Origin of the sequence: Sphaerisporangium krabiense, from assembly GCF_014200435.1 — a bacterium.
GTDB classification, from domain to species: Bacteria; Actinomycetota; Actinomycetes; order Streptosporangiales; family Streptosporangiaceae; genus Sphaerisporangium; species Sphaerisporangium krabiense.
Map to the genome: position 1 here is coordinate 3,554,443 of NZ_JACHBR010000001.1, position 13,703 is coordinate 3,568,145.

A 13,703-nucleotide genomic window follows, 5' to 3' on the forward strand; every position below is an offset into this window, starting at 1 on the left:
CTGTCAGACCATCAGGGACAGCAGGTCGCGGTCCCCGCGTTCGCGCAGTCGGTTCATCACGTCGGGCAGCCCCACCGGGCCGGTCATGCCGATACGGGTGGCGAGGACGCGGATCGTCTCCTCCAGGGACTCGGCGCCGCCGGGGACGGTGTATCCGGCCAGGCGCAGCGCCTGGGTGCGGCTGTCGGTGTCGGGTGCCCCCGGCGGGACGAGGCCGGCCCGCAGGACCTGGTCCTCCTCGGCCACGGTGACGAACAGGGCGGAACCGGGCTCCGCCCCCAGGTCGGCGAGCAGGGAGCCGAGGGACTCGATGACCGGGCGCGACTGCCAGGTGATGGCGATCTCGCCGGCCGCGCTCATGACCGTGTGGCGGTCGCCGGGGGACATGCCGAGGTAGGCGGCGAAGCCGCTGGGCAGGGGGCACTCGGCGCCGGAGAGCTGCTCGGGGCCGATGTCGATCCTGAGCCACCACAGGCCGTCCGGGTGCCGGAAGCACTTGCGGGTCATCGACACGTCCTTGAGGGGGACGGCCGCCTGCCCCTCCTGCTCGGCGGGCGCCTCGGCCTGCGCGGCCTCCTGATTTCCTGACTGTTCTGGCTTTTTGGAGCTCTGGATGCGGAGCTGCGGGACGTCCTCCAGCCACTCCTTGGCCACCTCGGGGTGGATGCCGAGCGTCGAGACCAGCTCCAGCGCCCGCGCGACCGTCGGCGGCCGCTCGGCGTTCAGGATCAAGCCGCAGGTGCGCTCGCGCAGGTCGGCGATGTCCCCGGCGACCAGCCAGTCGTCCTGGACGGTGTAGCCGGGCAGGGTCGCCATCACGAACTGCCAGGCGGGGATGTCCAGGGACCGCAGCTCCCTGGTGTGCCACGGCGCGGCCTCGACCAGGCGGGCCTTCGGCGCGGCGATGCCGAGCACGCCGGGCAGCTTCTCCAGGTACTGGGTGTACGGCGCGGCCTCCGGGCTGTCCAGCCAGGCGGCGAGGCGCTCGCGCAGCTCGTTCTCGCGGGCCACGATGTCGTCGGCGGTGACGGCGAACAGCTTGGCCAGCTCCTCGGGCGCGGCGGGCGCGTCGGTGAAGATCTGGATCTGCGCCACCGTCCAGGTCTGGTCGTCCAGTCCGGCGAACGCCGCGTCGATGAGCGCGGGGATGTCGGGGTCGGCGCCGAGCTCGCCGGCGCTCGCGCCGGACGGCGTCCCGTGGGCCTCGGCGGCTTCCTCGGTCGTGTCCGGCGTCGCGGGCAGGCCGGTCGCGCCGGGCAGGGCGGATGCGTCGGGCAGGTCGGATGCGTCGGGCGTGCCGGGCTCCGCGGGACCGAGTGGGTCGGCGGGCGCGAGGAGGTCGGGGGGTTCAGCGGCCTCCATGCCTCCCATGCCCTCCATGCCCTCCACGGACTCCACCGGCTGGTCCTCGGCGGCGGGGGTCTCGGCGCCGGGGGAGAGGTTCTCGGCGGGCGGTGCCGCGTCCTCGGCGGAGGACTCCGCCGGATCGAGGGCCTCTGCCCGGGACGGCTCCGCCCGTACGCCATTGGCCATGGAGTCGGGGGACGGGGACCGGGACTCGGCCCCGGGCGGCACGTCGACAGGCGGGACCTGGGCGAGTTGGACCTGTCCGGGGGGCGGGATCTGCGCGGCGGGGGGAGGGGCCTGGGGGGAGGACAGGTGCGGTTCGGGGTCGTAGGTGGCCGCCGGGGGCGGGCCGAAGGGGCCGGGGTCGAACGGCTCGGCATCGGGCACGAACGGGCGCGGCGCCGGCGGGTACGGGGGCTCGCCGCCGTAGCCGTAGGAGGCGGGCTCGGAGGTGTACGGCGGCGGCTCGGGGGTGAACTGCTGAGGCTCGGGCGCGAACGGGGATGGCTCGGGGGAGAACGGGGGCGGCTCGAACGCCGGGCCGGGGGGCGGGGGAGGCGTGGGTTCCACGCCGAAGCCCGGGACGGGGAGCGGGGGCGGGGGCGCGGGGCGGTCCGTGCGCGGGGGCGGGGTGAACATCGAGGGCCGGGCCCCCGTGTCGCGCCCGCCCGGCGTGTGCTGCTCCAGCGCGGCCTCGGCCATGCGCGCCGCCGCGAGCCCCAGCGGGTCGTGGGACTTCCGCGAGGCGGGCTGCCGCTTGGGCAGCCGCGGCAGGGGCGCGGGAGCGGGCTCGGCGGCCTGGGCCGCCGCCTGGCGTTCTTCACGCGGCGCCTCGCCCGGCCCGGAGGCTCCCTGCGGGGAGGCCGCCGGCGCGGGGTCGGCCTGCGGGGAGGTCGCCCGCGCGGGGTCGGCCTGCGAGGAGGCCGCTGGTGCGTGGCCCACCTGTCCGGAACCGGCCTGTGCGGAACCGGGCTGCTCGGTGGAGCCTGGGCGGCCGGTGGTGAGCCGGGTGAAGACCGCGGTGAACAGGGCGGTCAGGACGGGGCGGGCCCGGACGAAGGGCTGGTCGGCCAGTTCGCGGCCGGTCAGGGCGAGCAGGCCCGACCAGGAGCCGACACGGTCCAGCGCGATCGAGACCTGGGGGTCGTCGGCCTCGTCGGGGTCCATGACGTGCAGGGCGGGCAGGACGTCCCCCACCGCGGCGGCCGGCCAGTGCGTGAGGGCCAGCTCGGTGAGCAGCTCGCCGAGCGCGTCGGGGCCGAGCACGGGGAAGACCCGGCCCACCGGGACCGAGCGCCACCACGCGTCGGGCAGGTCGGGCTGGTCGCGGAGCGGCGGGAACTCCGTCGCATCGCTCCATCGGAGAGGCGGCACGAGATCACTCAGACAGAAGTTCATCCCGTTTCCTCTCCGGTGACTCCGTTGACGAGACCATAGTCTGGCAAATCAATCGGTCCTGGACGCCGCTTAGGCCCGGACGGCGGCGAATCGCAGCCGTACGTAGTCCGCCATCCAGCCCGACTCGTGACGCAGGGCGGGGGCGGCCAGTTCGTTGACCCTCTGGAGCAAGGGCTCCACCGTCGCGGCGGGCACGCCGTCGAGCAGCGAACCCGCGAACATCCGCACCCAGTCGGCGGCCCCGCCGGGGCACTCGTCCAGCGGGGTGGGACGGTCGAAGTATTCGAGCAGCCGCACGGTGAACCCGCCCTTCTCCAGGCGCAGCGCGTACTCGGCGGGGCTCGGGAAGTACCAGGGCAGGTCGGGCTCGGGCAGGCCGTGCTCGCGCCAGGCGGTGAGCATGGCGGAGGTCAGCGCCGCGCAGTTCCCGGCGCCGCCCATCTCGGCGACGAACCGCCCGCCGGGCGTGAGGGCCATGCGCACGCAGCGGATCACGGCGTCGGGGTCGCGGCACATCCAGTGCAGGGCGGCGTTGGAGAAGACGGCGTCGTACGCCTCGCCGACGCGGAAGTTGGCGCCGTCACCGATGACGAAGTCCAGGCCGGGGTGCTGGGCGATGGCGGCCTCGATCATGGTGGCCGAGCCGTCCATGCCGAGGACGTAGGTGCCGCGGGCGGCGATGTCGGCGGTGAGGACCCCGGTGCCGCACCCGAGGTCGAGGATGCGCTCGCCGGGCCGGGGGTCGAGCAGGTCGATGAGGGGGGCGCCGTGCGCCGAGACGTAGCCGAACGAGCTGTCGTAGGCGCGAGCGTTCCACCGCATCAAGCTCGGTGTGTCGTATCGCAAGGCCATCAGCTCGCATTCACCGCGATCGCTCCCGTGTCCGTAAGTACAGACACTTTAGAGCCTTGCTGTGCTGGGGACACATGTGTCCGGAAGCTTCCTCCCGTCCCCGTGCGTTCCCGATCGGCGGTGGAGCAGGGGGAGCCCGCTCACTTCATGACTTTGGCCCAGTTGGCCTTCAGGAACGTCTTGGCCTCGTCGGTCTGCGGCACGGTGAGGAGGACCGGCGCGCCGGGCACGGGCGGCAGCTTGGCCGCGGCCTGGCGGTCGAGCTTGCCGTTCATCTCCATGGCCTCCCAGCGCGCGGGGCGGGCGAAGCCCTTCAGGAACAGGTTCTGGGCCTCGTCGCCGTAGAGGAACTCCTGCCAGAGCCGCGCGGCGGCGGGGTGCGGCGCCTTCTTGCTGATCGCCTGGACGTAGTAGGACGCGAGCACCGCGCCCGAGGGGATGACGACCTTCCAGGCAGGCTTGTCGTCCCCGGCGCTCTCCGCCGCCTTGGGGGCGTTGACGTAGTCCCAGTCGACCAGTGTGTTGGCCTGGGACGGCGCGCGGAAGGCCCCGGACCGCTTCAGCGTGCCGAAGAACTCCAGCCCCCGCTTGGCCTCCGGCCTGCCCCCTTGGAGCGAGGCGGCCATGACGCCGTTGAACGCCGCCGCCGTGCGCAGCGGGTCGCCGGGCAGCGCCACGGCGTACCCGGGCCTCAGCAGGTCGGCGAAGGATTTGGGGGCGGGCACCTTGCGCGGGTCGTAGCCGATGGACATGTACCCGCCGTAGCCCGCGTACCAGTGCCCCTTCAGGTCCTTGACGGCGTCGGGGATGTCCTGCCAGGCCGCCACCTTGTACGGGGCGAACCGCTGGGTGTTGGCGATGGCGACGTCCATGCCGAGGTCGAAGACGTCCGGGGCCTGCCCGGCCGGCGCCGACCTGGCGATGTCGATCTCGCGCTGGCTGCTCGCGCCCGGCTCCACGACGTTGACGCGCACGCCGTACTCGCCGGAGAACCGGTCCATGACCGCGCCGTAGTTGACCCAGTCGCGCGGCACCCCGACGAGGGTGAGCGAGCCCTCGCGCCGGGCCGTCTCGACCAGCCGGTCCATGGTGCCGAACCCCTCGGCGAGGCTCGCCGCCCTGGGATTGACCGGGGGGAGCTTCTTCTCGGTGGTGGGCGCGGAGGAGCACCCGGCCACGGCGGCGGCCAGGAGCGCTACGGCGGCGAAACGGCGTCGAGTCACGAGACGCATACTCCGCGTGACGGCGGCCCGCGTCGAGGAGGCACGCGGGTGTTTTGGCCCGGCATTGGGCGCGCATTGGGCGTGAGGGGGTGAAACGGCCCTAGCGGGCGGGGCGCTCGGGAACGACCTTGGCCGCCACGACGGAGGCCTCGGCGATCTCGACGAGCGTGCCGTCGCGCTTGCGCACCCGGAGCACACCCTCACGCCAGGACTCCAGAACCCCTACGGCGTCGCGGAATCCGTCAGGATCTCTGCGGCGCACGGTGACGCGGCGGCCCACGTCATCGGGGGATATCGCGACGACGAGCCGCGCGCCGAAACCGGACGTCACCTGGTTTGCCCCCCTCCCGTTTCAGCCGACTGCCCGACACGGCAATACTAGGTTTAGCAACCCGCGGTCGAGTCGTGCGAAGGCGCGGAGAAGAAGGAGCCCGAGGTGACCTACGTCATCGCGCAGCCTTGCGTGGATGTCCTGGACAAGGCGTGCATCGAAGAGTGCCCCGTCGATTGCATCTACGAGGGCAACCGCATGCTCTACATTCACCCAGACGAATGTGTGGACTGCGGCGCGTGCGAGCCCGTCTGCCCGGTCGAGGCCATTTTCTACGAGGACGACACGCCCGACCAGTGGAAGGACTTCTACAAGGCGAACGTGGAGTTCTTCGAGGACCTCGGGTCGCCGGGCGGCGCCTCCAAGGTCGGTAAGATCAACAAGGACCACCCGATCGTGGCGGCCCTCCCGCCGCAGGCCGAGGAGCACTGAGCCGGGTCCGCCCGCGATCATGAGGTGCCGCTGGGTACCGTGACGTACCGTCGCGGTACCGAGCCGGCGCCGTGCCGTTCCGTCGATCGCGCCGAACCACACCTGGGGGTGATCCGGTGACCGTGCTGCCCGATTTTCCGTGGGACCGGCTGGCGCCGTACAAGCAGCAGGCCCTAGCCCACGAGGGCGGCATCGTCGACCTGTCGGTCGGCACGCCCGTCGACTCCGTGCCCGCCGTGGCGCGGGAGGCGTTGTCGGGCGCGGCCGACAGTCCCGGCTACCCCCTCACCCACGGCACCGAGGCCGTGCGCCGGGCCGCCGCGGGCTGGCTGGCGCGCCGCCACGGCGTGACGGTCGCGCCCGATGACGTGCTGCCGACGATCGGGTCCAAGGAACTCGTGGCCTGGCTGCCCACCCTGCTCGGCGTGCGCGCCGGACAGCGCGTGGTCATCCCGGCGCTGGCCTACCCCACCTACGACGTCGGCGCGCGCATCGCGGGCGCCGTGCCGCACGCCACCGACGGCCTGGTGGAGCTCGGCCCCGAGCGGGTGCCGCTGGTCTGGGTGAACTCTCCGTCCAACCCGACCGGCCGCGTGCTGCCCGCCGAGCACCTGCGCAAGGTCGTGGCCTGGGCGCGCGAGCGCGGCGCGGTCGTGGCCTCCGACGAGTGCTACATCGAGCTCGGCTGGGAGGAGGAGCCGGTCTCGATCCTGCGTCCCGACGTGTGCGAGGGCTCCCACGAGGGGCTGCTCGCCGTCCACTCCCTGTCCAAGAGGTCCAACCTCGCCGGGTACAGGGCCGGGTTCGTGACCGGTGACCCGGCGCTGGTGAAGCGGCTGCTGGAGTTCCGCAAGCACGCCGGCATGATCGTTCCCGCGCCCGTCCAGGCCGCCATGGCCGCCGTCCTCGACGACGACCGGCACGCCGAGGAGCAGCGGCGGATCTACGCCGCGCGGCGCGCGCTGCTGCGCCCGGCGCTGGAGAAGGCGGGCTGGCGTGTCGACCATTCGACGGCGGGTCTCTACCTGTGGGCGACCGACGGCCGCGACTGCTGGGACCAGGTCCGATCGCTCGCCGAGCTGGGCATATTGGTGGCGCCGGGCGACTTCTACGGGGCCGCCGGGTCCTCTCATGTCCGTATCGCCATGACAGCCAGTGATGAACGGGTCAATGCGGCGGTGCTTCGGCTCCAGTAGTATCCCGCGCCATGACCGTTGTGGTCGTGCTCTCCGTGAGCGCAGCCATCATGATCGTCGTCGTCGTGGGGGTCTTCCTCGGGACGCGGCGGCTCGAAAGGACGGCTCGCCCGGCCGCCAGGAACCCTGAGCCGGCTCCCGAGCCCATGTCGTCGCACCCCGCGCCCGGCCGATCCTTCGTGGTGGACGCCGGGATCCTCGACCCGCGCACGATCAAGGTGGGGGACACGGTCGACCGTCAGGGGGTGCGCGCCCGCGTGCTCGGCGCCCTCCACCTGTCGTGGCAGGGCGACCAGTGGACCGAATACCTCCTGGAGGAGGGGGTGCGCCACTACCAGTGGCTCTCGGTCGAGGAGCGGGACGGCGCCACCCCGGACGACCCGCCGCATCTGGAGGTCTATCTCTGGACCCCGGTGCCCACGCAGGGCATGGTCCCGGCCAAGAGCATGCTGATCATGGAGGGCGTGGAGTTCTCGCCGATCGAGCGCGGGACCGCCGCGTTCCGCTCCGAGGGCATGACCGGCTACCCCGACCGCGGGCTCGTCGACTTCGCCGACTACCGCGCCCAGGACGGGCGCCTGCTGAGCTTCAGCCGCGTCCAGGGACAGTCCTGGACGGCCGCCTACGCCCAGCCGCTGTCCCCGGGCTCCCTCACCGTCGAGCGCACGCTCTGAGCCCTCTCAGGCCGGCTCAGGCCAGCTCCACCCGGCCGGAGGCGGCCTTGCCGTCCGCGAGCCAGCCGTCGTGTCCCGAGGCCGACCGCCAGGTGGCCCCGGCGTAACTCACCTGGCGCAGGCCGTACTCGCGGGCGTGGGCCACCGACCAGGCGGCGATCTGCCAGCCCCGGCGCGTGGACGGCGCGGTGATGCGGCCGCCGTCGCCGGCGGCGCCGCCGAGGTCGCCGAGCGCCCGGCTCAGCTCCTTGCGGGCCAGGGCGGCCCTGGGCGGCGCCGGGGTCTCGGACAGGGGGTACCAGCAGTGGACGGCCTTGGGCACCCGCCCGGTGAACGCCGCCGCGAGGATCTTGGCGTCCTCCTCGTGCTGGGCGTACGCCGAGCCGTCGGCCGACCGCTGCACCGCCTGCGCCGCCTCGTGCAGCGGAAGCTTCTGGTACCGCTTGACCTTGACCAGCGCCCCGAAGAACTTCTGCGTCGCGTACACCGGGTCCTGGAGCTGCTTGACCGTGCCCCAGCCCTGCGAGGGCCGCTGCTGGAACACCCCCACCGAGTCGCGGTCGCCGAACGGCAGGTTCAGCAGCTTGGACTCCTGGATGGCGGTCACGTAGGCGATCTCGACCGCGCGCTCGGGCAGCTTGCGGCGCGTGGCGACCGCGGCGATCGTGGCGGCGATCTGCGCCTGCTCGATCTCGAGGTCCAGGGTGCCCGAGGCGGCCTTCACCTGGCAGTGCTCGCCGAGCGCGAACGGCTTGGCCCGGTTGAGCAGGTGATAGACGCCGTAGAAGAGCGCCGCGATCAGCACGACGACGATGACGATGATGGTCAGGACCGCCCGTGAGAATCGCCGTGCCACGACAAGAACCTACCGGTCCCGCCGAGTCCCCGGGGCGGCACTAAGCTCGCGAGGCATGAGTGAGACGTTCGAGAGCCCGCTGCCCGCCGCCGTCGACGAGTTGTGGGAGGACCGCGCGAGCCTGTCGCCCGACGACGCCGAGGCGCGCGGCGTGATCGTCGGCGCGGTGGACATGCTGGACACCGGCAAGGCCCGTGTCGCCTTCGTGGACCCCGCCTCCGGTGATGTGATCGTGGACGAGCGCGCCAAGCGCGCCATCCTGCTGAGCTTCCGCGTGCTCGGCATGGTCAAGAGCCAGGTCGGCGACTTCCACCACAACGACCGCATCCCGTTGAAGACCACTCTGGACGGTGTGCGCGTGGTCCCCGGCGCCATCGCCCGCTGGGGCGCCTACCTGGCCTCCGGGGTCGTGCTGATGCCCTCCTACACCAACATCGGCGCCTACGTCGACAGCGGCACCATGGTGGACACCTGGGCCACGGTCGGGTCCTGCGCCCAGATCGGCCGCAACGTCCACCTGTCAGGCGGCGTGGGCATCGGCGGGGTCCTCGAACCCCCGAACGCCGTGCCGGTGATCATCGAGGACGACGCGCTGATCGGCAGCCGCTCGATGATCGTCGAGGGCGCGCGGGTCGGCCAGGGCTCGGTCATCGGCGCGGGCACCATCCTGTCGGCCTCGATGCCGGTCATCGACGTCGAGACCGGCGAGGAGATCAGCCGTGGCCGCGTCCCCGACTGGTGCGTGGCCGTGGGCGGCACCCGCGCCAAGGAGTTCCCCGGCGGCAGCTTCGGCCTGCCGTGCGTGCTCGTGCTCAAGCGCCTGGAGCCCGGCCAGCGCCACGACAAGGCCGAGCTGAACGACGTGCTGCGGCAGCACGGCGTCAACGCCTGATGTCCGAGACCCGGCCGCTGGACCTCACCGGCGACGTGGGCCTGCTGACCGCAGCGCTGGTGGACGTCGAGTCGGTCAGCGGCGGCGAGAAGGCCCTGGCCGACGCGATCGAGACCGCCCTGGCGCCGCTGGCCCACCTCACCGTCGTCCGCGACGGCGAGGCCGTCGTCGCGCGCACCGACCTCGGGCACGCCGAGCGGGTGGTCGTCGCCGGGCACATCGACACGGTGCCGCTCGCGGGCAACCTGCCCTCGCGCGTCGAGGGCGACCTGTTGTACGGCTGCGGCACCTCGGACATGAAGAGCGGCGTGGCGGTGGCGCTCAAGCTCGCCGCCGCGCTGCCGTCCCCGGCCAGGGACGTCACCTACGTCTTCTACGACTGCGAGGAGATCGAGGCGGCGCGCAACGGGCTCGGCAGGCTCGCCCGCACCCGCCCCGAGCTGCTCGCCGGCGACTTCGCGGTGCTCATGGAGCCCACCGGCGGCGAGATCGAGGGCGGCTGCCAGGGCACGCTGCGCGCCGAGGTGGCCGCCAGGGGCAAACGCTCGCACAGCGCGCGCTCCTGGTACGGCGTGAACGCGATCCACGCGGTGGCGCCCGTCCTGGAGCGGCTCAACTCCTACCGGGCGCGCGAGCCCGTCGTGGACGGCCTCGCCTACCACGAGGGCCTGAACGCCGTGGGGATCACGGGCGGCGTCGCGGGCAACGTGATCCCCGACGAGTGCGTGGTCACCGTCAACTACCGCTTCGCGCCGGACCGGTCGCTGGAGGAGGCGCAGCGGCACGTCCGCGAGGTCTTCGACGGGTACGAGGTGCGGTTCACCGACGGGGCTCCCGGCGCGCGCCCCGGGCTCACGCACCCGGTGGCCGCCGCGTTCGCCCGCGCGGTCGGCGGCACGCCGCGCGCCAAGCTCGGCTGGACCGACGTCTCGCTGTTCGCCCGGCTCGGCGTGCCCGCCGTCAACTACGGCCCCGGCGACCCGAACCTCGCCCACCAGGCGGACGAGCACGTCGCGCTGGGGGCGATCGCCGCGTGCGAGCGCAACATGCTGGCCTGGCTGGGCGCTCCCTGAGGAGACCGCGCCCCCGGCAGGCCGTCCGGCACAAAAGAAAGTGGCTTTCCTCGCCGGCCATTTGGCGGGGAAAGCCACTTTCAGTCCCGAGCAGCACCCTCGACTCTTAGACGGCGCCTCGCGGAGAAACGGTTCCGCTGCTCCGGACAGATTTTCCAAGATTCTTTGGGCCTGGCGCGTCCCGCCCGGATCGGACAGGTCATACGGGGACTTCCAGGCGGTTAGCGTGTCCGCATGGAACGTACTTCACGTGAGGAGCGCCGCCAGGGCCCCTCCCTCGTCCGGGGCAAGATGGTCCCCCCTACCACCTACGACGAGCGGCTCCTGGATCGGCGCGGATCCTCCGAGTGGCTGCACATGGACCCCTGGCGTGTGCTCCGCATCCAGGCCGAGTTCGTGGAGGGCTTCGGGCAGCTCGCCGACCTGCCCCGCGCCGTCACCGTCTTCGGCTCGGCCCGCACCCCTGTGGACGACCCCGACTACGAGCTCGGCGAACGGCTCGGCAAGACCCTGGCCAGGGCCGGGTACGCCGTCATCACCGGCGGAGGCCCCGGCTGCATGGAGGCCGCCAACAAGGGCGCGCGCGAGGCCGGCGGCATCTCGGTGGGGCTCGGCATCGAGCTGCCGTTCGAGCAGAAGCTGAACGACTACGTCGACCTCGGCATCGAGTTCCGCTACTTCTTCGTCCGCAAGACCATGTTCGTGAAGTACTCCGAGGCGTTCGTGGTGCTGCCGGGCGGCTTCGGCACCCTCGACGAGCTGTTCGAGGCCCTCACGCTCGTCCAGACCAGGAAGATCACCAAGTTCCCCGTCGTGCTCATGGGCACGGAGTACTGGGGCGGGCTGATGGACTGGATCAACGGGACGCTCCTGGCCACCGGCAAGATCTCGGCCGACGACCCCAAGCTCATCCACGTCACCGACGACCCCGACGAGGCCGTCCGCCACATCGTCGCCGGCCACCAGGAGGCGGCGCAGCTCGCCGCCGAGGCGAGCGCCCAGGCCGCGGCCGAGGCGGACGTCCAGGCGGCCGCCGAGCGCGGGGGCGCCTGACCCGTCGCCCCCGTGGCGGTCCGGGCCTGTGACCGTGACTAACACCATCCGCCATGACTGGTTGCCCGGCACGGCGGCGGTCACCATGGTGCGGTGTTCGTGAGCTCCACCGACGTCCGCCTCCGCTACGACGGGGCGGTCTCCCTCCAGCACGGTCCCTTCTGGACGGCGCCGTGGCGCATCCCGCACGCGGAGGCGGCCCTCTACCTCCCCGAGGGCGGAATCGGGCGCGCCGCGATGCCCGCGGGGGTCAGGGTCGCGCTGCGCACCGACAGCGCCGGCCTGACCTGCCACTACCAGGCCGACCCCTCGCCGCCGCTCGGCGGCGCCACCGGGCCGCCCCGGCTCGACCTGGTGTGCGACGGCGAGCCGGTCGGCGGCGTGCGGCTGGACGCCGACGGCCGCGACGCCGTCGCCCACCTGCCCGGGCTGCCCGGGCGGCCGGGGCGGATGGCCACGGTCGAGCTGTGGCTGCCGACCCACCACCAGTTCCGGCTGATCGGCCTCACGCTGGACGAGGGCGCCGCCGTCGCCCGCGACGACCGCGCCCGGCCGCGCTGGGTGCACTACGGCAGCTCGATATCCCAGGGGCAGGGCGCGGCGTCCCCCGCCTCGACCTGGCCGGCGCTGGTCGCGCGGGAGGCCGAATGGGACCTCACCCTGCTCGCGCTGGGCGCCGCCTGCAATTTGCAGCCCATGATGGGCCGGCTGATACGCGACCTGCCCGCCGACCTCATCACCGCCTGCGTCGGCATCAACATCCAGGCGCTCGGCACCTTCAACGCCGACGGGCTGGTCGCCGCGCTCGTGGGGTTCGTCACGACGATCCGCGAGAAGCACCCGCTGACGCCGATCACGGTGCTGTCGACCATCGTCGCGCCCGACCGCGAGACCGTGCCGGGACCCGCGGGGCTCACCCTGCGCGAGGTCCGGGAGTGCGTCCGGCGGGGCGTGGAACTGCTGCGCGAGCACGGCGACGAGCACCTGTCCTACGTCGACGGCCTGGAGCTGTTCGGTCCCGACGAGGCCCACCTGCTGGTGGAGCCGGTCGGCAGGGACCGGCTCCACCTGTCGCCCGCGGGCCACCAGGTCTTCGCCTCCCGGTTCCTGCCGGCCGTGCGCGACGCCCGCCTCGCATCCCTGCCCGTCAAGTGACCGTCGAGTGAGAGGCTTCACGTGTCCAGGTACCTCGGGGTCTACCTCCTGCTCTTCCTGATCGGCACCGAGACGTTCCTCGTGTCCCCGCTGCTGCCGACCATCGCGGCGGACATCGGGGTCTCGGAGACCGCCACGGCCGGCACCGTGACCGCCTACACGCTCGCCTACGCGGTGACGGCGCCGTTCCTCGGCGCGGCGTCCGACCGGTACGGGCGGCGGCCGATGATCGTCGCGGGCACCGTGCTGTTCCTGCTGGGCAACGTGCTCGCCGCGGTCGCGGGCGGGCTCGCGGTGCTGATCGCGGCCCGCGTGCTCGGCGCGCTCGGCGCGGCGCTGGCCGGGCCGTCGATCTGGGCCTACCTCGCCGAGACCGCGGCCGAGTCGGTGCGCGGGCGGGCCGTCGCCCTCGGCATGGCGCTGTTCTCGGCGGGCCAGGTCGTCGGCGTCCCGGCGGGCAGCGGGCTGGCCGGGCTCGGCGGCTGGCGGGCCCCGTTCTGGGCGCTGGCCGCGCTGTCGCTCGCCGCGCTCGCGCTCGCCGTCCAGCAGACCCGCGGCGCCCGCGCCACGCATCCGGGGGTGGCGCCCGGCCTCTCCGGGGTGTTCACGGTCTGGCGGGACGGCACGCTCCGGCACATCCTGATCGTCGTCTTCCTGCTCCAGGCCGCCAACCTGGGCGCGTACACGTTCCTCGGCGCCGTGCTGCACGACCGCTTCGGCCTGTCGGTGGACGCGCTCGGCCTCATCGGCATCCTGGTCGGCGTGGGCGGCGCGGCCGGCGCGCTGGCCGCCGGGCGCATCGGCGACCGGGCCAGGGGCCGGGGCCGGGACGACCTGCCGTGGGTGGCGGGATGGTGCCTGGTGCTCGCCGTGGCCGCCGGCCTCGCCGTGCTCGGCGCGCCCCTGTGGGTCAGCGGGGCCGCGGTGTTCGTGTGGTTCGTCGCCAGCGGCGGGTTCGGCACCGTGGTCCAGACGCTCCTGCTCGGCGTGCGCCCCGAGCTCGGCGCGACCTCCAGCTCGTGGAACAGCGCGATGCTCTACGCCGGGGCCGCCGTGGGCGTCGCGCTCGCCGGGCTGTTCCCGGACACCGGCACCGGGGCCGCGGTCGTCGGCGCCGGTCTGGCCGTGCTGGCCGCGCTGGCCGCGGTTCCCCTGGTCGCCAGGGTCCGCGGGCTCGCCGCTCCGGCGGTCCCGGCGGACGCCGCGCGAGCGGAGAGCTGA

Annotated in this window: 13 protein-coding genes; 8 read left to right on the forward strand and 5 right to left on the reverse strand. The window is 73.3% G+C overall.

All coding sequences use genetic code 11. From position 1 onward, the window contains the following. Positions 1-3: 3 nt before the first annotated feature. From BJ981_RS15880 to BJ981_RS15895, 4 genes are all read right to left on the reverse strand, one after another. A complete protein-coding gene (locus BJ981_RS15880; protein ID WP_184612132.1) occupies positions 4-2,745 on the reverse strand; it encodes a hypothetical protein in 2,742 nt (913 codons plus the stop codon). 69 nt (positions 2,746-2,814) lie between these two features. Beyond that, positions 2,815-3,567: a class I SAM-dependent methyltransferase gene (locus BJ981_RS15885; protein WP_239139480.1), complete on the reverse strand. Its 753-nt coding sequence runs from the start codon at positions 3,565-3,567 to the stop codon at positions 2,815-2,817. 170 nt (positions 3,568-3,737) lie between these two features. After that, entirely contained in the window at positions 3,738-4,829 is a 1,092-nt protein-coding gene (locus BJ981_RS15890) for an ABC transporter substrate-binding protein (RefSeq protein WP_184612134.1), read from the reverse strand. Positions 4,830-4,920: 91 nt separating this feature from the next. Then, the gene (locus BJ981_RS15895) at positions 4,921-5,151 is read right to left on the reverse strand and encodes a putative acetyltransferase (protein WP_184612135.1); all 231 of its coding nucleotides are present in this window, start codon (positions 5,149-5,151) and stop codon (positions 4,921-4,923) included. 105 nt (positions 5,152-5,256) lie between these two features. Here BJ981_RS15895 and fdxA point away from each other — a divergent pair, with 105 nt between their 5' ends. The 3 genes from fdxA (at position 5,257) to BJ981_RS15910 (ending at position 7,453) form a co-directional block, all read left to right on the forward strand. Next, positions 5,257-5,583: a ferredoxin gene (fdxA, locus tag BJ981_RS15900; protein WP_114028798.1), complete on the forward strand. Its 327-nt coding sequence runs from the start codon at positions 5,257-5,259 to the stop codon at positions 5,581-5,583. Positions 5,584-5,699: 116 nt separating this feature from the next. Continuing rightward, entirely contained in the window at positions 5,700-6,779 is a 1,080-nt protein-coding gene (dapC, locus tag BJ981_RS15905) for a succinyldiaminopimelate transaminase (protein ID WP_184612136.1), read from the forward strand. Between the two features lie 11 nt (positions 6,780-6,790). Next, a complete protein-coding gene (locus BJ981_RS15910; RefSeq protein WP_184612137.1) occupies positions 6,791-7,453 on the forward strand; it encodes a DUF4178 domain-containing protein in 663 nt (220 codons plus the stop codon). Between the two features lie 16 nt (positions 7,454-7,469). On the opposite strand, the gene BJ981_RS15915 is transcribed toward BJ981_RS15910, so the two are convergent. Beyond that, on the reverse strand, positions 7,470-8,309 hold the full coding sequence (locus BJ981_RS15915; protein ID WP_204070486.1) for a hypothetical protein: 840 nt from the start codon (positions 8,307-8,309) through the stop codon (positions 7,470-7,472). 55 nt (positions 8,310-8,364) lie between these two features. Between BJ981_RS15915 and BJ981_RS15920 the strand changes: the two genes are divergently transcribed. The 5 genes from BJ981_RS15920 to BJ981_RS15940 all read left to right on the forward strand — a co-directional run bounded on the left by BJ981_RS15920 (position 8,365) and on the right by BJ981_RS15940 (position 13,703). After that, positions 8,365-9,201, forward strand: coding sequence for a 2,3,4,5-tetrahydropyridine-2,6-dicarboxylate N-succinyltransferase (locus tag BJ981_RS15920; protein ID WP_184612138.1), 837 nt, complete (start codon positions 8,365-8,367; stop codon positions 9,199-9,201). Next, positions 9,201-10,274, forward strand: a complete 1,074-nt coding sequence (dapE, locus tag BJ981_RS15925) for a succinyl-diaminopimelate desuccinylase (RefSeq protein WP_184612139.1) — start codon at positions 9,201-9,203, stop codon at positions 10,272-10,274. The genes BJ981_RS15920 and dapE overlap by 1 nt, the downstream gene beginning before the upstream one ends. 234 nt (positions 10,275-10,508) lie before the next feature. Further along, positions 10,509-11,327, forward strand: a complete 819-nt coding sequence (locus BJ981_RS15930) for an LOG family protein (RefSeq protein WP_184612140.1) — start codon at positions 10,509-10,511, stop codon at positions 11,325-11,327. Positions 11,328-11,426: 99 nt separating this feature from the next. Then, complete coding sequence (locus BJ981_RS15935) at positions 11,427-12,482, forward strand: GDSL-type esterase/lipase family protein (protein ID WP_204070485.1); 1,056 nt, start codon at positions 11,427-11,429, stop codon at positions 12,480-12,482. A gap of 21 nt (positions 12,483-12,503) precedes the next feature. Beyond that, a complete protein-coding gene (locus BJ981_RS15940) occupies positions 12,504-13,703 on the forward strand; it encodes an MFS transporter (protein ID WP_184612142.1) in 1,200 nt (399 codons plus the stop codon).

Bases quoted from the DNA above. Each gene is read 5' to 3' on its own strand.
- BJ981_RS15880 (WP_184612132.1), bottom strand. From the start codon at position 2,745: ATGAACTTCTGTCTGAGTGATCTCGTGCCGCCTCTCCGATGGAGCGAT.
- BJ981_RS15885 (WP_239139480.1), bottom strand. From the start codon at position 3,567: ATGCGGTGGAACGCTCGCGCCTACGACAGCTCGTTCGGCTACGTCTCG.
- BJ981_RS15890 (WP_184612134.1), bottom strand. From the start codon at position 4,829: ATGCGTCTCGTGACTCGACGCCGTTTCGCCGCCGTAGCGCTCCTGGCC.
- BJ981_RS15910 (WP_184612137.1), top strand. From the start codon at position 6,791: ATGACCGTTGTGGTCGTGCTCTCCGTGAGCGCAGCCATCATGATCGTC.
- BJ981_RS15920 (WP_184612138.1), top strand. From the start codon at position 8,365: ATGAGTGAGACGTTCGAGAGCCCGCTGCCCGCCGCCGTCGACGAGTTG.
- dapE (WP_184612139.1), top strand. From the start codon at position 9,201: ATGTCCGAGACCCGGCCGCTGGACCTCACCGGCGACGTGGGCCTGCTG.
- BJ981_RS15930 (WP_184612140.1), top strand. From the start codon at position 10,509: ATGGAACGTACTTCACGTGAGGAGCGCCGCCAGGGCCCCTCCCTCGTC.